Consider the following 25915-nt stretch of genomic DNA (forward strand, 5'->3'; position numbering starts at 1 on the left):
ATCACCATTACCGGTAAGTTGTAGTAAACTCTAAGTTGTAATGGCTTTTGTATCCTAGCAGAATTGGATCATGAGATACCTTTAAATTAATTGTCTCAACGGGTTAATATAATACAGGTTTACGATAATAAACCAGCATTCAAACCTTGAGAAAGCAATGATATTTGTTATTTTATACTTCTAAAAACTATGATAAAATTAATTCCTGTCAGATTTCAAAAATATTACTGTTCGGCAAGTTGTCTTTTAGTATTCGCCGGCTGCAAAACTACTCATCAGAATATTGTCCAACACAATTATATCGTCGGAGAAAGAAACAAAGGCGATTTGTTTTACAATACATTACTGGATGTTTCCATAGACATCCCGGAAAATGTGAGTTATGAAGATCTTTCTAAGCTTAATAAAAGTACGCTAAGAAAGAGTATTGGGAATTCTAAAGATATTTCTGCTGCAAAGACAATACTTAGTTACAAAACAGATCAAAATTTAGAAAGCTACTATTTCTTTGAAAAGATTGAAAAACCAATCGATACAATTACTCATGAAAAACTGGTTCGAAATGACAGTATCAATGGCGTTATAATTTTTGAAAAACAAAAAGGAGCAAAAAAAGTCATTTCACTTACGCGAATGCCCCTGAATATGAATCATTTGGAAAAAGCCAACGAAAATATTCGAAGGGTTCATCTGGACAGTACCTCTTTGAATAAACTGTCTTATATGCAACTTTTTAATTATTACACCTATGAGCCTCATAAAAATTACTTGCAGGGAAGAGAAAAAATAAAGCAGGCTCCTATAAAAGATCCTAAAAAAATAATGTTCAAAGACCCTTTGTACTTAACGATCAATTCTTATATAGGCAACAATAAAGAATATAATCTACTGATTAAGAGATATGAAAGTGATAAAAGTGATTTTAATCACACTGTTCTAAACTCATTATCCAAAAATGAAGTCAAAAAAGAGGAAGCTGTGATTGCAGCAATTGCAGATCTCGCTAACAACAATCAGATTATTATACTCAATGAGGACCATTTTTATCCCAAACATCGATTGTTTGCTCTAAATCTTCTTGACGTCTTGAAACAAAAAGGATTCTCCGTGATTTCTATGGAAACCTTTGCACCTAATAATAGTACTAATACCACACCTGTTCCAAATGCTAAAAATGGATTTTATATCAAAGATCCTTATTTTGGTCATTTCGTAAGAAAAGCAAATGCTATGGGATTTACGCTAGTGGGACATGAAAATTCTGATCAGAAAGTAAACCGGGAAATAGGCCAAGCCAAAAATGTCATGAAGATACTGGAAAAAGATCCAAAGGCAAAAATTTTTATTTATGTAGGCCATGGTCATCTGGAAGAAGAAGGGAAAAATCGCGTTATGGCCAATTATTTAAAAGAATACTCGAACATAGATCCCGTTACCATCAATCAGGAAACTGTTATGATGAACACAAAAGAAAAACTAGTTTTACTTCCTAAAGCTATATTTGCAAAAGATACTTTAATGAAATCAAGTGCTGATTATTTTGTAATCAATAACCTTGAAGCCAACCTGCAATCGGTTTACCCGGATAAGACTTTCAAAAAGGTTAGTCTGAAAGACCTGAAATTTTCACAATTTAAAAACGAAGAACTATTGGTTGACGTTTTCTTATTAGAGGAATATAATGCAACTAAAAACGCAGATTTATTAATTCCGATTCAATCTACTCTAATTGCTCAAAAAGATGGTATCATTGAAACAGATTTACCTGTTGGTCAATATTATATTACCGTAAAATCAGCTAATAATGATCTTTTTCAATTTAATCGTATCGAAGTCAATTAATACTACAGGTTATTTCAAAAAAAATCCCGTTTTCAAGTGATGAAAACGGGATTTTTGACTGTGTGTCTTATAGTTTAATGACTCAAATTCTCTAGTTCTTTTGGGTCATGTTTGTGTTTGAATAAAACAGCAAAAGCAATCGCAATTACTAAGGCATAAGCTGCAAATGACAGCCAGATGTTATGCCAGTCTTTCATTAAAATTGGATTTGTAAAAATTCCGTCCGCCGAAATCGAATTACCCTGTCCTTTCACAAATTCCAGCATTCTTGAATTTGTACTTTCTGTTTGTAAAAATCCTGCCAACTCGGTAGTATTCGTGAATGATTTGGTAAAGAAACGATCAATGGCCCAACCGGAAGTCAAACTTCCCAGAACTGCACCTACACCGTTGGTCATCATCATGAATAATCCTTGTGCAGACGAACGTATTTTAGAATCTGTATTGCTTTCAACGAATAACGAACCTGAGATATTGAAGAAATCAAATGCCATTCCGTAAACGATACAAGATAGAATAATCATCCATAAACCACCTACAGGATCTCCAAATCCAAATAATCCAAAACGCAATACCCAAGCCAACATACTGATCAACATTACCTGTTTGATTCCAAAACGTCTTAAGAAAAATGGAATTGCCAAAATAAACAAAGTTTCAGATACCTGAGAGATCGACATGATTATAGTCGAATATTTGATCACGAAAGAATCTGCATATTTAGGGAAATGCTTGAATTCATCTAAAAATACATCTCCGTAGGCATTTGTCAATTGTAAAGCTCCTCCTAAAAACATAGAGAATACAAAGAATAAAGCCATTTTGTAATTTCCAAATAACTTAAAGGCCTCTAGTCCTAAAGTTTCTACCAATGAAGCATCTTCTTTAGTCAGACGCTGAGGCTCACATTTAGGCAATGTAAAAGCATAAAAACCAAGAATTAAGGCTCCAACTCCGGCGATATAAAATTGGTATTCTGTCGCTTTGCTTCCACTTAAATTAGTGATCCACATTGCGGCAATAAAACCAATCGTTCCCCAAACACGGATAGGTGGAAAATCTTTTACAATGTTTTTATTATTCAGCTTAAGCGAAGTATACGAAATAGAGTTGCTCAAAGCAATTGTAGGCATGTAACAGCACATTGCGATAAACATTACATATATAAAATTATCCGGTGTCGTAACATGAGCAATACCAAATAAAACCACAGCATAAAGAACATGCAGGACACCATATAGTTTTTCTGCATTAATCCATCTGTCTGCAATAATTCCGGTTAAAGTGGGCATGAATAAAGAAGCAATTCCCATGGTTCCGAAAACAAGACCAAACTGGGTTCCTTCCCAATTTTTAGTTCCAAACCAATAATTTCCAATTGTTATAAGCCAGGCTCCCCAAACAAAAAATTGAAGAAAGCTCATTATAATCAACCTGTTTTTAATTCCCATACGATGAAATTGTCTTTAAATAAATAAAGCGGTAAAACTACCATTAAAAATGATATCTACAAAAAATTAAACTGTTTTAACAACATCCTTTACTAATTCCAGAACTGCATCAAACTGTTCTTCCCTGTTTAAGTAAGAATTATCTATTTCTATCGCATCATCGGCAATGATTAAAGGAGAATCTTCGCGGTGTGTATCAATATAATCTCTTTCGACTACATTTTTCAAGACATCTTCATAAGATACGTTGTCTCCTTTTTGCTGTAATTCGTCAAAACGTCTTTGTGCACGGGTCTCGGCACTGGCAGTCATGAAAATTTTAAGCTCGGCATTAGGAAAAACTACGGTACCAATGTCTCTTCCATCCATCACTATTGCTTTGTTTTTTCCCATTTCCTGTTGCTGCTCTACCAATTTAGAACGCACTTCAGAAACCTCGGCAACTTTACTCACAAAATTAGAAACCTCAATGGTTCTGATTTGTTTTTCCACATTTTCACCATTCAGATACATCTCAGCAAAACCCAAGTCAGTGTTAAATTTAAACTCTAACTGAATGTTTGGCAAAGCTGCTATAAGTGCTGCCTTATCAAAAAAATCTGCCGCAATAAGCTGATGCTGCATGGCAAAGTGTGCCACCGCACGGTACATTGCTCCGGTATCTACATAAACATATTCCAGCTCTTTCGCCAATTGTTTTGCCAAAGTACTCTTTCCTGTTGAGGAGAATCCATCAATTGCAATGGTAATTTTTTTCAATTTTTTTATTTTTAAATTTAAACTTATTTACTGTTCCAATCCGGTTTTAATAGTAAATACTCATCACAATATCGGATCCGGAATTATCAATTATTTTTGCCACTCTTTCAAAATATTTCTTGTTCACCATCGGGCATCCATAACTGTTGCAAATATATCCATTTTGCTCTTCATACGGAACATCAAAATAATAATGGAAAACAATATCACGATCAAATGCATTCGAATTTGTGGTATCCAATCCATATAATTTGTAGGCCTTACCAAACTTTCCGTTATAATGCTCACCAATAGCGTATTTCCCTAATGAAGTGCTGAGCGAATTAGGAACATTACTAAATTTTAACTTGCCTTTTATTTGGGTCTCTGACCCCGAACCATGAGCTACTAATCCTTTATCAATAATTTTATTGGCTTTTAGATCGTATACAAAAAAGCGGTTCTTGCCCGAGGGAATTTTCATATCGATAAAAAAAGCATATCTATCATTGTATTTTGAATCGCTCTTTATAATTTTCCTAATTTCATTGATTTTTTTGCTATCAATTGTACTTGCTACTAACAAAGGAGCTGTACTCTCTTTCTTAATGATCTTATACCCAACAAAAAATAGGATTACAACAAGAAAAATAAAAAGGATTTTCTTCATAGAATGATATTGATACAATGTGGAAATTTAAAATGGAATAAAAATCAGAACAAAAAAAATGCTGTTGAAAAAAAAACAACAGCAATATTATGATTTAAGTTTATTTGAAATTATATTCTAAGTTTTCTAATAATAAACATCCAGGATAATATTTGACTTAGAACAACTTATATATTTTTCGAGTCGTTTGAAGAATTGTTCGTTTACCATCGGACAGCCATGACTGTTGCTAATATAGTAATCTTGTTCTTCATAAGGAACTGCTGAGTAATAATGCAATACTATCGCTCTTTTTAAAGCATTGTTATTGGTTTCATCCAGACCATTTAATTTATATGCCTTTCCGAAAATTCCTTTGTAACATTTTTGAATCACATAGCGCCCTAATGCAGTACAATTCGAATTAGGGGTATTACTGAACCTTAAGCTGCCTTTCACACCTGTTTCAGATCCCGAGCCATGTGCTACAAGGCCCTGATCTATAATTTTATTGTTTACCAGATCGTAAACAAAAAAACGATTTTTACCCGATGGTATTCTCATATCAACGAAAAAAGCAATTTTAGTATTGTACTTAGAGTCAATACTAATCATGTTTTTAATTTCGCTTACTCTGGTATTGATCCGCTCTACTTCCAGGCTGGAAATAGTAGTTTCATTTTTATAGTAATGTTTCGCACCCGTTAAAACACCTACCGTTAAAAACAAAAACAAACTAAGTATTTTCATATCATTATTGAAAATTTAAAATTAGACCAAAAAGACTTGTATTTGCTGCCAATGTATATCTGGAATACGAATAATTAAATTTTAATCTATTCATTTTTAAACCAAATCCTACCGAAACACCTGAAAAATTACGCTGTTCATTCACCCGTAATTCTTCTCCCCTTCTAAAATTATATCCTAAACGCAAATTAAATGCTTTTTTTGGAAAAAGTTCTACTCCAAAAACCACATGTCTCAAAGCGTTATTGACAAACGAAACTTTCTCTTTACTTGTTGATCCATCGATGCCGGTTTCTCCACGAACGGGATTCGAAAAAGAGATATTCCACTGTTGCAAATTTTCTAATGAAAGATGCCAGCGAAGGGGCACATGCTCTAATTCCTGCGAAACTCCTGCCACGATTTCAAATGGTAAATTTTCCTTAATTCCTGAATACGTGGTAAATTGTGTACCAATATTGCGTATTACTAAAGCCAAATTTACGTCATTTTTTTCAATTACATACAAAAAACCTAAATCAATTGCACCTCCTATAGAATTATAACTCTCTAACGTTGAAGTTACTAACTTCATATTTGCACCTATATGCAAATCGGTGAACGGAACATTGTAAGCGTACCCCAATGAAAGTGCGCCCTCACTCCCCGTAAAATTTGAGGTAGCCTGTCCGTTTTCATCATAACCTTCAAATGAACCATAATTAACATAACTTACTCCTGCATAAAACGTCTGCACATGCCTGTCGTAAGTATAAGCGTACGAAGCAGTTCCATAAGAAGCTTCTCCGTAATAACTTCCATAATTCATCGCAAGATGATTGTCCATGTCTTCATTCAAAGCTGCCGGATTTGACATAGCCTGATTGACATCTTCATCGTAAATCGTTATCGTTTTGCCTCCTAATGCCGCCTGTCTCGGCGAGGTTGTTAAATTTAAAAACTGATAGGTGTAGCGCCCTCCTATTTGCCCATAACTAATGGAGCAAATCGATACTAATAAAAATAAAACAAATTGTTTTAACATTCTTTTGGGGCGATCCTATAGGGGGATAACGCAAGTGCGAAGATAAAATTATATCATTGATAAAAATAAATTACAATAAAAATAAATTACAAATTCCAAAACTGATCGCTCAGATTAAATTCCAATAAAAAAATCCAAATCCTAAAACTGATTGCTCAGATTGGAATTTGGATTTTGTATTTTGAAATTTTCAAACCTTTATTTCAGTGTTTTTGCGTTTTTAACGTTCTGATCGGTCAAGGCCAAAGCCAGAACTTCGCTCATTTCTTTTACATAGTGAAAAGTAAGTCCTTCTAAGTATTCTTCTTTAATTTCATCAATATCACTTTTGTTTTCATGACATAAGATGATTTCTTTAATATTAGCTCTTTTGGCTGCAAGAATTTTTTCTTTAATTCCACCTACCGGTAAAACCTTACCACGCAATGTAATTTCTCCTGTCATTGCCAGGCTCTTCTTTACTTTCTTTTGTGTCAGTAACGAAACTAAAGAAGTTAACATTGCAATACCGGCACTTGGTCCGTCTTTTGGTGTTGCTCCTTCCGGCACGTGTAAGTGAATGTTGTATTTTTGAAACAATTCAACACTCAGACCTAGTTTTTTAGCATTGGCTTTAATGTATTCTAAAGCAATTGTAGCCGATTCTTTCATGACATTACCAAGGTTTCCGGTAATAGTCAAAGCTCCTTTTCCTTCAGAAATTAAAGACTCAATAAACAAAATATCCCCGCCAACACTTGTCCAGGCCAAACCTGTAACAACTCCGGCAATATCATTGTTTTCATATTTATCACGCTCCAGTCTTGGTACACCCAAAACTTTCACGATATCTTCGTCGGTTACTTTTTTATTGTACTCCTCTTCCATTGCAACTGATTTTGCTGCATTACGAATTACCTGAGCAATTTTAGTTTCAAGGTTACGAACTCCGGATTCACGTGTATATCCTTCTACGATTTTTTCCAATTGTTTTTTACCAATAGTCAAATCTTTAGTAGTTAATCCATGTGCTTCTAATTGTTTTGGAAAAAGGTGTCTTTTAGCAATTTCCACTTTTTCTTCAATAGTGTAACCGGACATTTTAATCACTTCCATTCTGTCACGCAAAGCTGGCTGAATGGCTGACATATTGTTTGAAGTTGCAATAAACATTACCTTAGACAAGTCATATCCCATTTCAAGGAAATTGTCATAAAAAGCATTGTTTTGCTCCGGATCTAATACTTCTAATAAAGCAGAAGAAGGATCTCCACTGTTACCGCTTGACAATTTATCAATCTCATCCAGAATAAAAACAGGATTAGAAGTTCCCGCTTTTTTCAAACTTTGAATGATTCGCCCTGGCATAGCACCGATATAGGTTTTTCTGTGTCCGCGGATTTCAGCTTCATCACGTAAACCACCTAAAGAAATACGTACATATTCACGTCCTAAAGCTTCGGCAACAGAACGTCCAATAGAAGTTTTACCAACTCCCGGAGGCCCTGTTAAACATATAATTGGCGATCTCATATCATTACGAAGTTTCAATACAGCCAAATGTTCAATCATTCTTTTCTTTACTTCTTCAAGTCCAAAATGATCTTTATCTAATACCTTCTGTGCATGTTTCAAATCGAATTTATCTTTAGAATATTCGCCCCAAGGCAATTCTAAAAATAATTCCAAATAGTTGCGCTGAATTCCAAAATCAGGTGATTGTGGGTTCATTCTGCGCATTTTAGACAGTTCTTTCTCGAAATGTTTCTGCGTTTTCTCGTCCCACTTTTTAGCTTTGGCCTTCTGCCCCATTTCGTCCATTTCTTCCTCCTGCGAAACACCTCCCAATTCTTCCTGAATGGTTTTCATTTGCTGGTGCAAGAAATATTCACGCTGCTGCTGGTCTAAATCAAAACGAACTTTTGACTGAATGTCATTTTTCAGTTCTAATTTTTGCAGCTCAACGTTCATATAACGCAAAGTTTCAAGCGCACGATCTTTTAATCCATTTATAGACAACAAACCTTGCTTCTCTTTTACAGACAAGTTCATATTAGAAGAAACAAAGTTGATTAAGAACGATTGGCTTTCAATGTTTTTAATCGCAAAAGTAGCTTCTGACGGAATGTTTGGACTCTCTTTTATAATTTGAATCGCCAGTTCTTTTACAGAATCTAAAATCGCTTTAAACTCCGTATCATCTTCTGCCGGACGTTCTTCCGAAACTTCTTTGATCGTAGCAGTGATATAAGGTTCTTCTGAAACCACTTCATCAATTTCAAAGCGTTTTTTACCTTGTAGAATTACAGTTACGTTTCCGTCAGGCATTTTTAAAACGCGAAGTATTCTGGCTACGGTTCCAATTTTATGAATATCATCTTTGGACGGATCTTCGTCTTCTTCATTAATCTGAGAAACTACACCAATAATTTTTCCACCGGCATTGGCATCATTAATTAATTTGATTGATTTATCTCTTCCTGCTGAAATTGGAATCACAACTCCCGGAAATAAAACGGTATTGCGCAACGGCAAAATAGGCAACGAGAGTGGAAGTTCCTCGTTGTTCATTTCCTCTTCGTCTTCCGGAGTTAATAATGGAATCAAATCTGCCTCTGAATCAAATTCCTGAAGTGACAGATTGTCAATTGTAAGTATTTTATGGTTTGACATAATAGTATATAAGTCGTTTTGTCATTAAATATTTCATACCAGCCGTAAATATAACAGTACATACGGTAGTTTCTACTATAAATATGTAAAGTCTTTCGTTTACATGATAAGCCGTAAAAATAGACAATCATTATGCCAAAACCAAAAAAGACTGTTTTGAAATTAAGCCACAGGAGCCAAATAATACAAGAAAGAGAACTATTTTGAAAAAAAATAAAATTAATTTTATCAAAAGTGTAACAAACCAAAAAAAGCAAAGTCATTATTAAAAACTAGCAACCATTACTTGAGTATAAATAACCAGAATATCGAAGAATTAATCACGCTTTGTAAGGAGAACAACCAAAAAGCTCAGTTTGAAGTTTACAATCGTTATTGTAAAGCTATGTACAATGTGGCATTCCGCATTGTGAAAGATGAACATTTTGCGCAAGACGTCATGCAAGAAGGTTTTCTAAAGGCTTTTACAAAAATCAATGACTATAAACAAGAAGTAGCATTTGGTGCGTGGTTAAAAAGAATAATTATCAATTACAGTATTGATTTTTATAAAAAGAATAATGCTTTCCAGGCAGAAGATTTAAGCAAGACCCTTTACAAAATAGAGGAAAACGACAGTTTTTTTTGCGAAAACATCGACATGAATTCGCTTAAAGTGAAACAGGTCTTAGATACAATTTCAAACCTGAAAGACAATTACCGGATGGTTTTAACCCTGTTTTATATTGAGGGTTACGATCAGGAGGAAATTAGCGAAATTTTAAACATTAGTTACGCTAATTGCCGAACAACGCTAAGCAGGGCAAAAGAAAGTTTACGAAAAAAATTAGAGGAAATATGAAAAAGGAAAATGACGATTTAGATCAATTATTCAAAAAATTTGAGAATCAATGGGATGTAGAGGAACTAAGTTCCGACCATCAGCTGAATTTCTTAAATAAATTAAACCAAAAACAACCTAAAAAGAAAAATCATACGGTTTGGGCAATTGCTGCTTCAATTGTGGTACTGTTGAGTGTGTCTTTATTTTACAACAGTTACCACGAACCTAAACAGTATAAGTTTGCTTCGAAGGAAGCGCAAAGAACCGATTCGATATTCAGTATTTTAATCGATAATGAGCTAGTTAAATTAAAAGAAAAAAGTTCTCCTGAAAATGAGCAGATTATTAGCGATGCCTTAAAACAAATGAAGGTGTTCGACGCCGATTATGCTAAAATTATAAACGAATTGCAGAAGAATGGCGAAAACAAACAAATTATTTATGCCATGATCAGTAATCTGGAAACCCGAATTTCCTTTTTACAAACTGTTTTACAACGAATTGAAGAAAATGAAAATTTTAAAAATAACACTACACATGAAAAAACATTATAACATACTCATCCTATTTCTTTTGCTTCCTTTTTTAGGATTCTCAAATGACGATAATTATAGTACTAAGCAAAAGAACATAAAAAAAACCTACATCGTGAATTCGAACGCAGGTATTGATATTGATAACAAATACGGTGACATTACGGTCAGTACCTGGAATGAGGATAAAATTGACATTGACATTACCATTAAGGTTACCAGTAAAAATGAAGATTGGGTTAACGCAAAGCTCAACAGTATTGACGTCGACATTACCGCTCTTAAGTCAATGGTTACTGCCATTACAAACATTGGTAATTCGTCTTTAAAAAGTAAAGGAAGCGCTAATTTTTTCGAAATTAATTATGTCATTAAAATTCCTAAAAACGGAACTGTAAAACTTAATAATAAGTACGGAAATATTACCGCTTTAACCTTGGAATCTACAACTGACATTACCTGTAAATACGGTAAGATAGTGTTGGGAAAACTAAATGGTTCAAACAATCGAATTGAACTGGGGTATTGTCAGAACTCTACCATTGATTACATCAAAAGCGGAGATATTGAAGCACGTTATTCGAACTTAAAGATAAACGAGTCCGGAAATTTAACGATAGATGCCAATTATACTGATTTGTATATCCTTCAGGAAGGCCAAAACATCAAATACGATAGTAATTATTGTACTTTTAAGCTGCAAAAAATCAACTCGTTGACAGGTTCCGGAAATTATCTAAGTGTTTCCGTAGGAGATTTATCAGGTAATCTGAATATTGACACTGATTATTCAAAAATAAATGTGGAAACTCTTACTGAAAAACAAAAAAATGTAAACATCGCCAGCAATTATACCAATGTATCACTGGGATACAGTTCTAATCTTGCTTTTGATTTTGATATCAATACCAGATACGGAAGTATCAAATATGACAATTCATTGGATACTTCGGTAACAGAAACTAAGGGCAGTTCTAAAAGGATAAGCGGTTACAACAAGAAAAAAGGGCAAAGCAAAATAGCGGTAACGACCAGCTACGGCAATGCAACATTAATCAAAAAATAATAACCTTAAAACAACCAAAAACAATGAAAAAATCAGTTCAATTATTAATTTGCAGTGCGTTTTTATTCAGTTCTATTGCAAATGCACAATGGTCCAACAAAAAAATAAAAGGTAATGGCAATGTAGTGACTGAAACCAGAACTACTTCTGATTATGACGCTATAAAAGTTTCCGGTTTTTTTGATGTGGATTTAGTGGCAGGAAAAGAAGGAAAAATTACAGTAAAAGGAGAACAAAATTTACTGGCTGCCATAAAAGTGGAAGTCGAAAACAATGTTTTGAAAGTTTATGTAGAAAAAGGCTCTAATCTCTCACCAAGCCTTGGCAAAAAGATTCAAGTAACGGTCCCTTTTGAAACCATATCTGAATTGACGCTATCCGGTTCCGGAGATATTCAATCAAAAGATCCTATCAAAAGCGACAAATTCCTGGCAAAATTATCAGGTTCAGGGAATTTTAATCTGGCTCTTAACTCCACCGATCTTGAATTAAATTTAAGTGGATCAGGAGATGTAAACTTAAAAGGAAATACTGCTAACTTTATTACTAAATTATCAGGTTCTGGAGATATCGATGCAGCGAATCTTAAATCAAAAAACACAAATGTAACCATTTCGGGTTCAGGTGACATTCGCGTGAACTGTACTGAAAGTTTAACCGCGAGAGTTTCGGGTTCAGGGGATATTAGATACAGTGGAAATCCTGAAAAACGTGATGTAAAAGTTTCGGGATCAGGAAGCATCTCAAAAGCATAATTTCAAAAAAGCTCAATAATAAAAGAACTTTACAATCATCAAATCAAAAAACAAACAGCACTATTCTTCTTTTATTATTGAGCTTTATCTTTTAAAACCTGTATTCATCCAAAATTAAAACTAATGAAACAAACTCTTTTAGTTTCGCTTCTGGTTTTCTCCTGTACCTTCTCTTTTGCCCAAATAACAACAACTTCTAAAATCAAATCTCTGGACAGCTTAAAAAGCACCACCACGGAAATGATGTCAAAATACAATCTTAAAGGATTAAGTGTTGCTGTTTTTGAGAACTACCAAATAATCTGGACGAGTCAATGGGGTGTTAAAGCTGTAAATTCTGAGGAAAAAATCGATCAGTATACTGCTTTCTCTACAGCCTCAATATCAAAACCTATAGTCGCCATTGTTTGTGCTATGCTGGAAGAAAAAGGATTAATCAACCTTGACGCTCCCATCTCAAAAGACCTCAAAACATGGCAATTGCCTAACAGTGCTTTCACCAAAGACAACCCGGTTACCTGGAAACAGCTGCTATCTCATACTGCCGGAACAAGTCAGAGTGGTTTTGAAGATTATTATCAGGGAGACTCGATTCCTACTATTGAACAGAGTCTGCAAGGCAAATTATTACCTCGCTCTAAAAAACCTATTGAATTTCTTTTTAAACCCGGAGCCGACTGGCAATACAGCGGTGGCGGTTATGTAATTGTTCAGTGTGCTCTCGAAAATCATTTCAAAAAGCCATTGGCACAACTTGTAAAAGAAAATCTCCTTGATCCGCTACAGCTGCAAAATTCAACGATGCTTCAGCCTAATGAAAATGACTTTCTAACCAATGTTGCCAAGGTACATAACCATAATGGAAAAATAATCCGAACGGGAATCCCTATAACCCCTCAGGTTGCGCCTTCGGGATTGTGGTCTACCCCTGTTGATTTGGCTTTAATTGCGATCGAAATGCAAAAAGCAATAGCAGGAAAAGGCAATAAAGTAATTTCGAAAGCTGTGGCAACCAAGGTTACAAACATTGTTACCATGAAAGGTCCCCGTGGCTGGAGTTACGGCTGGCAGAGAAGTTTGGGATACGGAAATCTGGACTGGTTCTCGCATGATGGTTCTAACACCGGAACCGGAGGCGATTTACTCGCCACAATGAAAAATGGCAACGGGATTGCCGTTTTAGCCAATGGTGATAAACCTAACAGGCTTCCTGTAATGGCTTATATCGAAAAAGAAGTTATCACAAAACTTGGCTGGTCAAAACCAATCAAAACGCATCCTATCACAATTCCATCCCACTTAAAAGAAGCTATAAAAGGTTATTATACTGAAATTCTCTACGGATATGACGGATTGGGAACGTCTAAAATAATTGAAGAAGATAATTTACTTTATCTCTGCTCTCCATTTTTAAAAGAAAATTTTGATACCGAGAAAACAAGAATGTATTATCTGGGAAATAACACTTTTAAAATTGATAATTATCCCAATCAGATACATTTTAATTTACTTAATAATAAACTACAAGCCATAACCATCACCCGTTCAACGGATACAACCCGATTTTTACATCTTACTCTGGAACAAATCAGAACGCCACAAACGCAGTTAATAGAACTATTCAGTGAGCATACGTTTGAAACTGCTTTAAATGAGTTTAAAAAATTAAGATTAAAATATCCTGGTCATAATTTTGAAGATGATCTCAATACTTTAGGATACACCTTATTCAGTAATAAACTAACAGATCTTTCAATTCAGATCTTTAAACTTAATTGCACTGAACATCCAAATTCAGCAAATGCTTTTGACAGTTTGGGCGAAATTTATGAAGCAATTGGTCAATTGGGTCCTGCCAAAGAAAATTATTCAAAATCGCTGGAGCTAAATCCTAAAAATGAAAATGCTGCGCAAATGCTTTCAAAAATCAATACGCAGCTTAAGTCTAAATAATATTGAAGTAAAACACGAATTCCACGAATTTACACAAATTAGTGTCAATTCATGGAATTTTTTTTTATGTTTCTGTCCACCTACTAAGCTATAATCAATGTTTTAATGATTGGAACACTAAATTTTTTAACACATAGAAACATAGATTTTAATTCTCAAAAGAGGATACAAAAGAAATAAATTTCTTTCACATAGTGATATATGTTTTATTTGAAGTGAAACGCCTTCCCCTGCATTTTTAACTATATCTATGTGTTAAAATAATATTCACATAAATTTTAATCCGTTATTCCTAATTTGTGAAATGAATTCCACAAACAAATTAGTGACAATTCGTGCAATTCGTGTTATTTTTTATACTCCTATCCTTACTTAAAGTGCCTTTTTTGGTACTCTTCTTAAAAGGAAAATTGCAGTAACAAAAAAGACGGCCAAAATTACAATTGCGGCACGTGGACTTCCTGTTATTTGATCTATGATACCGTAAACACACATTCCGATTACAATTCCGATTTTCTCGGCTACGTCATAAAAACTAAAAAAGGAAGCTGTATCCTCTGTCTCGGGTAATAGTTTCGAATAAGTCGAACGGGATAAAGCCTGAATTCCTCCCATCACAAATCCGGCAACGGTAGCCATAACATAAAAATGCATCGGTAATACTATAAAATAAGCCAGAGCACAAAATACAGCCCAAATACTATTTATAAAAATTAAGGTCGGAATATTTCCAAATTTAGCAGAAGCTCTTGAAGTTAAAACAGCCCCAACAACAGCTACTAACTGAATAATTAAAATACATTTTATTAATCCGATCGTACTGTCTTCTTTAGTTGCCCACTGAATTTCCTGTGCTCCAAAATAAGTAGCCACAAGCATTACAGTTTGTACTGCCATACTCGAAACAAAAAATCCGCTTAAATATCTTCTTAAAGGAATATTTTCTTTTAGCAAAGCCCAAACTTTCTTTAACTCTTTAAAACCATTAAAAACAACAGCTCTTGTTAATTTTTGCCCACTAGCTTTACTTCCTTTTGGTAAATAAAAATAAGTATACTGGCTGAATAAAATCCACCAGACTCCAACCATAATAAACGAATAACGCATTGCTTTCATCGCAGCCTCTCCATCAGTACCTGTAATACCAAAAAGTTTAGGTTTCATAATCATCAATAAATTGATGATCAATAAAATGACACTACCTATATATCCCATTGAATATCCTTTGGCGCTAATTTTATCCTGCTGTTCTTCAAAAGCGATATCCGGTAAATAGGAATTGTAAAAAACCAGACTCCCCCAATATCCCAACAGTCCAAAAAAGTAAAAAGCCAATCCAACATAAATATTGCCGAGGTCAAACCAGTATAACCCCATACAGGACAAGGCTCCCATATAACAAAAGAATTTCATGAATGCTTTTTTATTTCCTACATAATCCGCAATTCCGGATAACAAAGGGGATATAAAAGATACTACTAGAAAAGCCGCTGCGGTTATAAAACTAATTAAGGCTGAGTTTTTAAGGTGCATGCCAAATACATCAATATAATGGTCACGGTCTGAGAATAAAGCTTCATAAAAAATCGGGAATACTGCCGATGCGATAGTTAGTGTATAAACGGAGTTTGCCCAATCGTAAAATGCCCAGGCATTCAATAGCTTCTTATCTCCTTTTTGCAGGTTTTTCATAGTAATGGTTTTGTTAACAGGCTACGAATTTATCTTTTTTTTATCATAATCAAATCAATTTTCGCTAAATCGTGTATTAATAAATTATCACCCAAAAAAAAAGCTACTCTAAAAAGAATAGCTTTGTAATATTTACGATGAAAATGTTTATTTAATAATTCCAACTTTAAGTGCTGTTGCTCTTGCTTCCGGTATTAAAGCTCTTATGTTGGCAATCCTTGTAGCATCAGACGGGTGCGTACTCATAAACTCCGGTGTGCTTCCTCCTCCAGATTTCGCCGACATTCTGCTCCAGAACGAAATGGCATCATCCGGATTGTAACCTGCAATTGCCATCAGAGTCAGACCTATTTTATCTGCTTCGGTTTCATTGCCTCGGCTGAAAGGCAGCATTACACCAACCTGAGTCCCTAGACCGTATGCCTGTGCAAATATCTCCTGTGTTTGTTGTGTCTTGCCGCTTGTAGCTGCTCCTAAAGCAACGCTACCTATTTGCTGTAATTGTGCGGCACTCATTCTTTGTGCTCCGTGATTGGCCAAAGCATGCGAAACTTCATGCCCCATAACAGTAGCTAAACCGGAATCATTTTGTGTTATTGGCAAAATTCCGGAGTACACCACAATTTTTCCTCCCGGCATACACCAGGCATTTACCTCTTTATTGTCTACCAGTTTATATTCCCAGCGGTAATCTTTCAAATATTGCGATTGCCCTAAATAAATCAGGTATTTTTCGGCTGCCGCTTTAATTCTTCCTCCTACAGCTTCTACTTTTTTGGCATCTGCTGTTCCTGTAATCACTTTGTTTCCGGCAATAAAGGTGTTGTACTGCTGAAACGAAGAAGGAAACAATTCGCTATTGGAAACAAAATTCAGATTCTGTTTTCCTGTAATTGGATTTGTCGCACAACTGCCCGCCAGAATTACGACAAAAAGGCCTAATACTAAATATTTTTTCATAATAGTGGTATTTATAACAACACACAAAAATACAACTATTATTTTTTTCTTGTTTTATATAATTATCAAAAAAAATATCAGGATTTCTTTACTCACCACTAATATGAAGCTCCGTAAATCCTTTTTCGACGATTAAAAATTGATTTCGTTCTAAATCAATTTTGTCAAACGGTACTTTTTCATTGTCTATTTCAATTTCAGTCACTATAAACGGCAATCCTATTAAATTGATTTTGTATTTACTGTATGGTGTATCGTATTTTCCTTCTTTGTGTAACTGAATGATCAGTTCTTTTTCTTTTCCAATAGTACTGAAAGACAAGAAGCTGTAACGTCCTTTTTTATAATCGTATCCATCCTGTGCATCTTCATATACTACCGACTTTTCTTTACCTAGTTTAAAATACAAATCAAGTGTTAATTCATCAAATTCAAGTTCACCAACGTATTGCTGTACCGGATATTTCGGAATAATAGCACCTGCCTTTACAAAAACCGGAATTTCATCAAATTTAGTATCAATCCACACTTCTCTTCCTCCCACGCTAAATTCGTTGGTCCAATAGTTGTACCACTCGCCTCTTGGGATATACATACGTCTCCCAACAGCATTAGGTTCAAGGATCGGACATACCAAAATTTGATTCCCAAAGATAAATTCATCATTGCGGTAATGCGTTTGTGTGTCTTCCTGGTCGTAATACACTAACGGTTTTAACATAGGAACGCCTTCCTCAATATACTGCCAGAACATGGTGTACAAATAAGGAAGCAACTGATAACGCAGGCTCACAAACTTGCGAGTAATGTTGATAACTTCTTCATCAAAAGCCCAAGGCTCCTGATTGCCATGATCTCCCGACGAATGCGTTCTGCAAAACGGATGAAATACGCCTAACTGTATCCAGCGGGCGTACAATTCACCCGTAGGCTGTTCGGCAAAGCCTCCAATATCTGAACCGGTAAATCCCATTCCAGAAATACTCATTCGTTGCACCTGAATATTAGCAATCCATAAATGCTCCCAGGTCGCTACATTGTCTCCTGTCCAGGAAGAAGTATAACGCTGTGCTCCTGAATAAGCCGATCTTGTGATTACAAACGGGCGTTTCGGATAGGCAAAACGTTTAACACCATGATAGGTAGCTCTGGCCATTTGTGTACCGTAAATATTGTGTGCTTTTCTGTGACTACACGGGTTTCCGTCGTATACGTGACGTACATCCATGGGAAATGTTTTATTTGGAACTTCCATAACAGCCGGCTCGTTCATATCGTTCCAAACCCCTTTGACTCCAATTTCTGAAACTAATTCTTTAAATAAGCCTGCCCACCATTCTCTTACTGCAGGATTTGTATAATCAGGAAAATTACATTCACCCGGCCAGACTTTACCTTTCATGTAAGGACCATCGGCTCTTTTACAGAAGTAATCTTTTTCCAATGCTTCCCGATACACCCAGTAATCTTTGTCTATTTTGATTCCAGGATCAATGATGACTACGGTTTTAAATCCGTCCTCGGCCAATTCAGCGACCATTCTTTTGGGATCCGGAAAATAGTTTTTGTTCCAGGTAAAACATCGAAATCCTTCCATATAATCAATGTCAAGATAGATGGCATCACACGGAATTTTTAGTTCTCTGAATTTTGAGGTGATTTCTTTTACTTTACTTTCGGGATAATAACTCCATTTGCATTGGTGATAACCCAATACCCATAGCGGTGGTAATTCCGGTTTCCCTGTTAAATCAGTATAAGTGGTTACTACGTCCTGCATTTGCGGACCGTAGATAAAATAATAATTCATTTCTCCACCTTCAGCCCAAAAACTGGTAACGTTTCTTCTTTCCTGACAAAAATCAAAAAAGGTCCTGAAAGTATTGTCAAAAAAGATTCCGTAAGATTGTTTGTTGTGCAAACCAATATAAAACGGAACTACTTTGTATAGCGGATCTTGTTCTTTTTGATAAGCATATTGATCTGTGGCAAAGTTTTCAAGCCTCTTGCCTTTGAGATTCATCTGTGTTGCCTTATCTCCCAAACCGTAAAAACATTCTCCATCTTTAGAGGATTTACTCATTTTTACAATATTGCCTCCGTATTCGTAACTTTCTTCCCAATGAAAACCAAGTTCATCTTCCAGAATCAGGAAATCATTCAAATCATAAATCGCCAGACGCAAATCTGCTTTTTGAATTTTGCATTTTACCTTGCTGGTCCTGATTTGAAAATACGTTTCTTCTTCGGTAAGCTCCAGAAAATTGTAACCATGAAGCTGCGTTTTATCAATGGCATACGAAAAATCATTGCTGAAATATCCTTTTGTAGTAAAACGAAACCGGATTAAACTGTCTCTAAGAATAGTGACTTTTAAGATTACTTTGTTATTGGTATGAAAAAAAATAGAGTCTCCTTCATGTTCATGCGAAATAATTTTTGAAGGATATAAGTCGCCTTTATATTCTAATGCTGTATTAGTAATCATATCGATTTTGTATTAATTGTACAACGCTAATCTCTCTTCCAAACATACAAAAAAACTTTATAACCCTCTATGAATAAAAGGATTATTCACGAAAACGTTTTTCCTGAATGGCTGTTAAATATCCTCTTAAAAAATAAACAAATCGATAATTTAAGAACGTGAAACTGATAAAATGACATTCAGGAAGCAATCTCCCGCTTATACAAAAGAATAAACGGTTACACTTAAAGGCGGTAAATTTAATGCTACCGAATAATCCCTGCCATCATAAGGTGATGCTTCTATTTTTAATTCCTGAGAATTTCCAACACCGCTTCCTCCATAAATAACAGCATCACTATTAAAAACCTCCTGCAGTTCGCCTTTCTGCGAAATACCTATTCTGTAATTTTCTCTCACAACCTGTGTAAAATTACAAACGATAACCAGATTTTCTTTAGGGTTATTCCCTTTTCGGATGTATGACAAAACAGCGTTCTGATGATCTGAATAATTGATCCATTCAAAACCTTCTCCTGTAAATTGCTTTTCATACAGCGCCGGACGGTTTTTGTAAAGCTGATTTAAATCTGTAATGACTTTTCTTATTCCGGAATGGTAATCGTATTGCAGCAAATGCCAATCCAGACTTTTCTCAAAATTCCATTCATCACTTTGCCCAAACTCAGATCCCATAAACAATAACTTAGTACCGGGATGTGTGAACATATAACCGTACAACAATCTCAAGTTAGCAAATTTCTGCCATTCGTCACCCGGCATTTTACCGGCAACTGATTTTTTTCCATACACTACTTCGTCATGCGAAAAAGGCAGCATAAAATTCTCAGTAAAAGCATAGGTCATCGAAAAGGTCAAATCGTTCTGATGGTACTTTCGATAGACGGTTTCTTTCTGAAAATATTTTAAAGTATCATGCATCCAGCCCATCATCCATTTCATTCCAAAACCTAGACCACCGGTAAACGTTGGTCTGGACACCATTGGAAACGATGTACTCTCTTCTGCAATGGTTTGAACTCCATCAAAATTAGCATAAATAACCTCATTAAATTCTTTAAGAAAACTTATGGTATCCAGATTTTCTCTTCCTCCATAAATATTTGGCTCCCATTCTCCTTCGTTTCTGGAATAATCAAGATATAACATCGAGGCAACGGCATCCACCCGCAAACCATCGGCATGGTAGTACTGTAACCAAAAAACAGCATTGCTAATTAAAAAAGCACGAACTTCATTACGTCCGTAATTAAACACCAAGCTTTTCCAATCAGGATGATAGCCTTTTCGACGATCCGGATGTTCGTACAAATGTGATCCGTCAAAGAAACCCAAACCGTGTGCATCATCAGGAAAATGTGAGGGCACCCAGTCTAAAATAACACCAATCCCGGCCTGATGCAGTTTGTCAACCAACACCATAAAATCCTGTGGTTTTCCGAAACGCGAAGTCGGTGCAAAATATCCTGTTAGTTGATAGCCCCAAGAAGGATCATAAGGATACTCCATCACCGGCATAAATTCGACATGAGTAAAACCGGTTTCTTTTACATAGGCCACCAGATCATCGGCCAGTTCCAAATAGGTTAAAAAGCGGTTGTGCTCGCCACGTTTCCAGGAACCCAGATGCACTTCGTAAACAGAATGTGGTCTATCTAATGCATTGTTCTCCCGGCGCGATTGCATCCAATTGTCATCCTTCCATTTATAATCCAAATCCCAGACAACCGAAGCGGTATGAGGCGGTTTTTCACAATATAGTGCAAAGGGATCCGCTTTTTCGGTCACAATTCCGTCAATATTCGATTGTATCTTATATTTGTACAAAGCTCCTTTTGAAACTTCGGGAATAAATCCTTCCCAAATGCCCGAAGAATCCCAGCGTACCTGTAAAAGATGTTCACCCTGTGTCCAGTAATTAAAATCCCCCACAACAGAAACCGATTGTGCTGTAGGAGCCCAAACGGCAAAGTACACTCCTTTTACACCATCAACTTCAATTAAATGTGCTCCTAATTTTTCGTACAATTGAAAGTGTTTTCCCGCTTTGAATAAATCAATATCAAATTCAGTAAAGAGAGAATGTGTGATTACTTTAGACATATTTGGTTTTTAAGGCAATAATTAATTTTAAGTCTTTTATTCAATTCTAAAATTATCAGAGAGAACTGCTCCTTTTTTAATCACAACAATACCGTCTTTGATACTGTACAGCTCGTTAGTAAAATTATCTAGATGTTTACCGCCGCTAATATGAACATTGTTTCCAATTCTGACATTCTTATCGATCAGTGCATTTTGTATAAAGCAGTTTTCACCAATTCCAACATGAATTTTATTGATGGTTGCTTCATGATTCAGTTCGTCTAAATCCTGATAGAAATCATTCCCCATCACATAACAATTCTCCAGTATGGTTCCTTCTCCAATTCTGGAACGGATTCCAATGACTGAACTTTTAATTTCTTTGGCGTTAATAATACATCCCTCAGAAATCAGAGATTGGTTAATGGTTGAATTTCTAAATTTAGACGGCGGTAACAATCGGGGTCTTGTAAAAATTTTATTATCATTATCAAACAAGTTAAATTCCGGAATGTCCGCCGTTAGACCAATATTAGCCTCAAAAAAGGATTCAATATTTCCGATATCCGTCCAATATCCTTCGTATTGGTAACTCAGAATTTTATGTTTTCCAACAGCCTGAGGAATGATCTCTTTTCCAAAATCCTTTGTTTCCGGATCTGCCATCAGCTCTTCCAGCAATTGTCGGTTAAAAATATAAATTCCCATTGAAGCCAGGTACTTTTTACCTTTTTCCTTCATATGTTCACTTACATCAGATTCCCATTCCGGTAATAGCGAAGCATCGGGTTTCTCTATAAAAGCTTCTATACAACTCTCATGATTTGTTTTAAGAATTCCAAATTCAGGCGCGTCTTTAGCATTTACAGGTAATGTAGCGATCGAGATGGCGGCATCTGCCGCAATATGGGCTTCAAGCATTTCGTTAAAATCCATTTGATACAACTGATCCCCCGATAAAATCAGAGCATGATCAAATTCGTGTTTCAAAAAGTGAGACATACATTGTCTGACAGCATCGGCAGTTCCCTGAAACCAGGTTGGATTATCGGGAGTTTGCTCTGCAGCCAGAATATCTACAAAGGATTGGCTGAAAATACTAAAGTTAAAAGTGTTTTTGATATGCGCGTTTAAAGATGCCGAGTTGAACTGTGTCAGAACAAATATTTTAAAAATATCGGAATTAATACAATTTGAAATAGGGATATCTACTAATCGGTATTTTCCACCAATCGGAACTGCAGGTTTTGATCGGGTTTCTGTTAACGGGAACAAACGTGATCCTTGTCCTCCTCCTAAAATAATGGCAACTACATTTTTCTTCTTAAATTTCATTTTTCTCAATTATTAGGTTGTATATCTCGATGTATTCTTGGCAAACACGCTCCCAGGAATGATCTGTCGCCATTCCTTTCGCTCTTATCTTCTTAAAATTAATTTGATCCTCGTACAATTTCACGGCACGATTTATCGAGTAGCAAATATCTCCCACAGAGGCCTGATCATGGCACACTCCGTTACCATCGTCTCCAAAGTCAATAACGGTATCCTTCAGCCCACCAGTTCTTCTCACGATCGGAACTGTACCGTAACGCAATGCATACATCTGATTTAAACCACAAGGCTCTACTCTCGAAGGCATTAAAATATAATCGGATCCGGCATAAATCAAATGCGCCAATTCTTCATTATAACCAATAAAAACGTTGTAATTTCCGTTATAATCATTTCGCAATTGAACCAACTGTTCTTCAATTACCGAGTTCCCTGATCCTAAAATCAGTATATTAATACTTTCAAAATTTTCAGATAACGCCAGTGCAGAGGCCTGTGGCAATAAATCTCCTCCTTTTTCTTCAAACAAACGACCTATAAAGCTGAATAATGGTTTTGATGAATCGAGTTCAAACTGCTCGCACAATTTTTCTTTGTTCTTTTGCTTCCCGATCTCAAAAGTTTCAATCGAATAATTACTCGCAATCATTTGATCTTTGGCAGGATCCCAAACTTCAAAATCAATCCCGTTTAAAATCCCCTTTGATTTATACCTTACGGATTTAAACAATGCTTCTAACCCATTAGCAGCATTATTAATTTCGTCCAGATAACTTGGAGAAACGGTGGTTACGGCATGAGCGCACTTGATTCCTACCGCCAATGAATTAAGGGAATGATCCCATTCTAAAAAACCAACATGCCTTAGGTCAAACTCAGGCAAATAATGCAATTTATCAAAACCAAACCAACCCTGATACAAACCATTGTGTATGGTAATTACAGTTCGTACCTTGCTGAGACTTTTATATTTATAAGCATATTTTACTAAAAACGGAATTAATCCGGTGTGGTGATCGTGACAATTTAAAATATCAGGAATCATATTTCGTGCAGTAATCCAATCTAAAGTTGCAATCTGAAATGATATAAATCTTTCTATGTCATCTTCATATCCATAAACATTAGGACGATCGAACAATTCCTTAATTTCGATCAGGTACAATTCGTAACCCAACTTGTCTGTCGTTTCTTTTAGAACACTGAACGGAAAATTAAAATTCCCAAGCTTAACATTTCCCCAATGAACACATTCAAACTCATTTTCCTTCCTAAATTTTGTGTCATAACAAGGAATTACAACACGAACGTCATGGCCCGCATTAGTCTGATATTTAGGCAATGCGCCAACCACATCGGCCAGACCACCAACCTTTGCCATTGGATAACACTCTGCACTGATGTGAAATATTTCCATTCTTAAGATTTATATGCGTATTAAATACTATTTTGTGAATTATTTTTTTCAGTAAACATCTATTAATGTGCTACTTTTATGTTTTTTTAAATTTAGGAAAAAATAAACAAAGTCCAGCCCTCAAAAAAAATTTATTGATATGACAAAAAAGGAAAATAATCCTACTAAATCTCTAAAAATTCCCCGATTTATTATTGTATCCGCTAAAATATGTGCCTTTTTTTCGACAAAACTGGTTACCTCTTATGCTGCAAAACTTTTCACAACCCCAATAAAACATAAGGTTCCAAAACGCGAACTGGAGATGGAGCAAAAAAGTATTCAAAAAACGATTTATGTCCCTGCAATTAATAAAAGTGTTGTTACCTACGAGTATGGAAAAAGCGACCACAAAATTTTACTGGTACACGGCTGGTCAGGAAGAGGCACTCAATTATTCAAAATAGCCGATGAACTTTTAAAAAATGGTTATTCGACTGTAAGTTTTGATGCTCCGGCACATGGAAAATCTGAAGGAAAAAGTACTATAATGTCTGAATTTATTGCTTCTATTTTAGAAATCGAAAAACAATTTGGCCCTTTTGAATTTGCTATAGGTCACTCCTTAGGCGGAATGTCGGTTCTAAATGCAATCAAAGACGGATTACAGGTAAAAAAAGCAATAATAATTGGCAGTGGTGATATTGTACAGGATATACTGGACGATTTTGTCGCAAAACTGGAATTAAAACAAGAAATCAGTGAACGTATGCGTGCCCATTTTGAAGAGAAATACCAAGTAAAAATGGATGACTTTTCAGCCTATAAAGCCGCTAAAAAAGTTAAAATACCTGTACTGGTGATTCACGATCACGATGACCCTGAAGTTTCAGTAAAAGCCGGAATTCACATTCACAAACAACTGGAAAACGGAACTTTGCATCTAACAGAAGGTTTAGGACACCGAAAAATACTAGGCAATCAAAATGTCATCAAAAAAACACTAGATTTCATCAAAACATCTTAATTTTGTGATAGTTACATTTTATATTGTTTAATTCTAAAGAAAATAAAAATGAACTTATTTGGAGAGACAACCGACTGGGAAACAAAACTTGAACCTATTCTAAGCAAATATAAGGGCAAGAGACATCCTTTAGAATATCAAAATACCTATCAATTACTGGTAATGGTCGTTTTATCAGCCCAAGACTCCGATGCCAATATCAATAAAATTGCGCCGGCTTTATTTGAAAAGTATCCAACTCTGAAAAGTCTCTCCGAAACCGATTCGGAAACTTTCATTCCTTACATAAGCAAGGTTCGAAATTACCCTACAAAAGCACAATGGCTTCTGGAAATTGCAAAAACCCTTCAAAATGATAATGCTATTCCATTAACTATGAAAGAATTGACAGCTTTAAAAGGAATTGGAAGAAAATCAGCCAATGTCATTCTCCGCGAAACGCATCAGCCTGCAGAAGGCATTATTGCCGATTTACATGTCATTCGTGTTGCTCCGAGAATTGGAATTATCAAAGAGAGTAAAGATGGAAATAAAACAGAAAAAGACCTTATGCAGGTTTTACCTAAATCTATTTGGTCTGAAATTGGGATGGCAATCTCTTTTTTGGGCCGGGAAACCTGCAGGCCTAAACCTAAGTGTGAAGAATGTACAATTGCAGACTTCTGTCACTACTTTGCAACTGAAATAGCCTAAAAA

Annotated in this window: 20 protein-coding genes; 8 read left to right on the top strand and 12 right to left on the bottom strand. The window is 35.5% G+C overall.

Annotated elements, in window-relative coordinates:
- The first annotated feature begins 189 nt into the window (after positions 1-189).
- A complete protein-coding gene (locus AC3IS6_RS17180; RefSeq protein WP_489161164.1) occupies positions 190-1842 on the top strand; it encodes a hypothetical protein in 1653 nt (550 codons plus the stop codon).
- Between the two features lie 74 nt (positions 1843-1916).
- Here the strand turns inward: AC3IS6_RS17180 and AC3IS6_RS17185 are convergent, their stop codons facing one another.
- From AC3IS6_RS17185 to lon, 6 genes are all read right to left on the bottom strand, one after another.
- On the bottom strand, positions 1917-3293 hold the full coding sequence (locus AC3IS6_RS17185) for a nucleoside permease (RefSeq protein WP_489161165.1): 1377 nt from the start codon (positions 3291-3293) through the stop codon (positions 1917-1919).
- A gap of 66 nt (positions 3294-3359) precedes the next feature.
- Positions 3360-4052 (bottom strand): (d)CMP kinase, encoded by a 693-nt coding sequence (cmk, locus tag AC3IS6_RS17190; protein ID WP_489161167.1) that lies wholly within the window; start codon positions 4050-4052, stop codon positions 3360-3362.
- Positions 4053-4098: 46 nt separating this feature from the next.
- Complete coding sequence (locus AC3IS6_RS17195; protein WP_489161168.1) at positions 4099-4701, bottom strand: murein L,D-transpeptidase catalytic domain-containing protein; 603 nt, start codon at positions 4699-4701, stop codon at positions 4099-4101.
- 126 nt (positions 4702-4827) lie between these two features.
- Complete coding sequence (locus tag AC3IS6_RS17200) at positions 4828-5430, bottom strand: murein L,D-transpeptidase catalytic domain-containing protein (protein ID WP_173967074.1); 603 nt, start codon at positions 5428-5430, stop codon at positions 4828-4830.
- Between the two features lie 4 nt (positions 5431-5434).
- Positions 5435-6454 carry a type IX secretion system protein PorQ gene (gene porQ, locus AC3IS6_RS17205; RefSeq protein ID WP_173967075.1) on the bottom strand — a complete coding sequence of 340 codons (1020 nt, stop codon included), beginning with the start codon at positions 6452-6454 and terminating at the stop codon, positions 5435-5437.
- A 198-nt stretch (positions 6455-6652) separates the two neighbouring features.
- Positions 6653-9106, bottom strand: a complete 2454-nt coding sequence (gene lon / locus AC3IS6_RS17210; RefSeq protein ID WP_173967076.1) for an endopeptidase La — start codon at positions 9104-9106, stop codon at positions 6653-6655.
- A 286-nt stretch (positions 9107-9392) separates the two neighbouring features.
- Here lon and AC3IS6_RS17215 point away from each other — a divergent pair, with 286 nt between their 5' ends.
- The 5 genes from AC3IS6_RS17215 (at position 9393) to AC3IS6_RS17235 (ending at position 14236) form a co-directional block, all read left to right on the top strand.
- Positions 9393-9947, top strand: coding sequence for an RNA polymerase sigma factor (locus AC3IS6_RS17215; RefSeq protein ID WP_489161169.1), 555 nt, complete (start codon positions 9393-9395; stop codon positions 9945-9947).
- The gene (locus AC3IS6_RS17220; protein WP_173967078.1) at positions 9944-10483 is read left to right on the top strand and encodes an anti-sigma factor; all 540 of its coding nucleotides are present in this window, start codon (positions 9944-9946) and stop codon (positions 10481-10483) included. Before AC3IS6_RS17215 ends, AC3IS6_RS17220 begins: the two co-directional genes overlap by 4 nt.
- The gene (locus AC3IS6_RS17225; RefSeq protein WP_489161170.1) at positions 10467-11528 is read left to right on the top strand and encodes a DUF4097 family beta strand repeat-containing protein; all 1062 of its coding nucleotides are present in this window, start codon (positions 10467-10469) and stop codon (positions 11526-11528) included. Before AC3IS6_RS17220 ends, AC3IS6_RS17225 begins: the two co-directional genes overlap by 17 nt.
- A gap of 23 nt (positions 11529-11551) precedes the next feature.
- Positions 11552-12283, top strand: a complete 732-nt coding sequence (locus tag AC3IS6_RS17230; RefSeq protein WP_489161172.1) for a head GIN domain-containing protein — start codon at positions 11552-11554, stop codon at positions 12281-12283.
- A 123-nt stretch (positions 12284-12406) separates the two neighbouring features.
- Entirely contained in the window at positions 12407-14236 is a 1830-nt protein-coding gene (locus AC3IS6_RS17235; protein WP_489161174.1) for a serine hydrolase domain-containing protein, read from the top strand.
- 372 nt (positions 14237-14608) lie between these two features.
- On the opposite strand, the gene AC3IS6_RS17240 is transcribed toward AC3IS6_RS17235, so the two are convergent.
- The 6 genes from AC3IS6_RS17240 to AC3IS6_RS17265 all read right to left on the bottom strand — a co-directional run bounded on the left by AC3IS6_RS17240 (position 14609) and on the right by AC3IS6_RS17265 (position 24213).
- Positions 14609-15928 carry an MFS transporter gene (locus tag AC3IS6_RS17240; RefSeq protein WP_489161176.1) on the bottom strand — a complete coding sequence of 440 codons (1320 nt, stop codon included), beginning with the start codon at positions 15926-15928 and terminating at the stop codon, positions 14609-14611.
- 147 nt (positions 15929-16075) lie between these two features.
- The gene (locus AC3IS6_RS17245; protein ID WP_489161178.1) at positions 16076-16888 is read right to left on the bottom strand and encodes a M48 family metallopeptidase; all 813 of its coding nucleotides are present in this window, start codon (positions 16886-16888) and stop codon (positions 16076-16078) included.
- An 88-nt stretch (positions 16889-16976) separates the two neighbouring features.
- Positions 16977-19376 (bottom strand): glycoside hydrolase family 31 protein, encoded by a 2400-nt coding sequence (locus AC3IS6_RS17250; RefSeq protein WP_489161180.1) that lies wholly within the window; start codon positions 19374-19376, stop codon positions 16977-16979.
- A gap of 198 nt (positions 19377-19574) precedes the next feature.
- Complete coding sequence (gene glgB / locus AC3IS6_RS17255; protein ID WP_489161182.1) at positions 19575-21479, bottom strand: 1,4-alpha-glucan branching protein GlgB; 1905 nt, start codon at positions 21477-21479, stop codon at positions 19575-19577.
- Positions 21480-21515: 36 nt separating this feature from the next.
- Entirely contained in the window at positions 21516-22796 is a 1281-nt protein-coding gene (locus AC3IS6_RS17260) for a glucose-1-phosphate adenylyltransferase (RefSeq protein ID WP_173967086.1), read from the bottom strand.
- Positions 22786-24213 (bottom strand): glycogen synthase, encoded by a 1428-nt coding sequence (locus AC3IS6_RS17265; protein ID WP_489161184.1) that lies wholly within the window; start codon positions 24211-24213, stop codon positions 22786-22788. Before AC3IS6_RS17265 ends, AC3IS6_RS17260 begins: the two co-directional genes overlap by 11 nt.
- A gap of 139 nt (positions 24214-24352) precedes the next feature.
- On the opposite strand from AC3IS6_RS17265, the gene AC3IS6_RS17270 reads away from it, so the two are divergent.
- A complete protein-coding gene (locus AC3IS6_RS17270; protein ID WP_173967088.1) occupies positions 24353-25219 on the top strand; it encodes an alpha/beta hydrolase in 867 nt (288 codons plus the stop codon).
- Positions 25220-25267: 48 nt separating this feature from the next.
- A complete protein-coding gene (locus AC3IS6_RS17275) occupies positions 25268-25912 on the top strand; it encodes an endonuclease III domain-containing protein (protein WP_489161186.1) in 645 nt (214 codons plus the stop codon).
- Positions 25913-25915 lie beyond the last annotated feature (3 nt).

This window comes from Flavobacterium sp. KH_035, from assembly GCF_057839565.1.

Coding starts and splice junctions, on each gene's coding strand:
- AC3IS6_RS17200 (WP_173967074.1), bottom strand. CDS start 5,430: ATGAAAATACTTAGTTTGTTTTTGTTTTTAACGGTAGGTGTTTTAACG.
- AC3IS6_RS17240 (WP_489161176.1), bottom strand. CDS start 15,928: ATGAAAAACCTGCAAAAAGGAGATAAGAAGCTATTGAATGCCTGGGCA.
- AC3IS6_RS17225 (WP_489161170.1), top strand. CDS start 10,467: ATGAAAAAACATTATAACATACTCATCCTATTTCTTTTGCTTCCTTTT.
- glgB (WP_489161182.1), bottom strand. CDS start 21,479: ATGTCTAAAGTAATCACACATTCTCTCTTTACTGAATTTGATATTGAT.
- lon (WP_173967076.1), bottom strand. CDS start 9,106: ATGTCAAACCATAAAATACTTACAATTGACAATCTGTCACTTCAGGAA.
- AC3IS6_RS17230 (WP_489161172.1), top strand. CDS start 11,552: ATGAAAAAATCAGTTCAATTATTAATTTGCAGTGCGTTTTTATTCAGT.
- porQ (WP_173967075.1), bottom strand. CDS start 6,454: ATGTTAAAACAATTTGTTTTATTTTTATTAGTATCGATTTGCTCCATT.
- AC3IS6_RS17275 (WP_489161186.1), top strand. CDS start 25,268: ATGAACTTATTTGGAGAGACAACCGACTGGGAAACAAAACTTGAACCT.
- AC3IS6_RS17245 (WP_489161178.1), bottom strand. CDS start 16,888: ATGAAAAAATATTTAGTATTAGGCCTTTTTGTCGTAATTCTGGCGGGC.
- AC3IS6_RS17250 (WP_489161180.1), bottom strand. CDS start 19,376: ATGATTACTAATACAGCATTAGAATATAAAGGCGACTTATATCCTTCA.
- AC3IS6_RS17235 (WP_489161174.1), top strand. CDS start 12,407: ATGAAACAAACTCTTTTAGTTTCGCTTCTGGTTTTCTCCTGTACCTTC.
- AC3IS6_RS17220 (WP_173967078.1), top strand. CDS start 9,944: ATGAAAAAGGAAAATGACGATTTAGATCAATTATTCAAAAAATTTGAG.
- AC3IS6_RS17180 (WP_489161164.1), top strand. CDS start 190: ATGATAAAATTAATTCCTGTCAGATTTCAAAAATATTACTGTTCGGCA.
- AC3IS6_RS17270 (WP_173967088.1), top strand. CDS start 24,353: ATGACAAAAAAGGAAAATAATCCTACTAAATCTCTAAAAATTCCCCGA.
- AC3IS6_RS17265 (WP_489161184.1), bottom strand. CDS start 24,213: ATGGAAATATTTCACATCAGTGCAGAGTGTTATCCAATGGCAAAGGTT.
- AC3IS6_RS17195 (WP_489161168.1), bottom strand. CDS start 4,701: ATGAAGAAAATCCTTTTTATTTTTCTTGTTGTAATCCTATTTTTTGTT.
- AC3IS6_RS17185 (WP_489161165.1), bottom strand. CDS start 3,293: ATGGGAATTAAAAACAGGTTGATTATAATGAGCTTTCTTCAATTTTTT.
- AC3IS6_RS17260 (WP_173967086.1), bottom strand. CDS start 22,796: ATGAAATTTAAGAAGAAAAATGTAGTTGCCATTATTTTAGGAGGAGGA.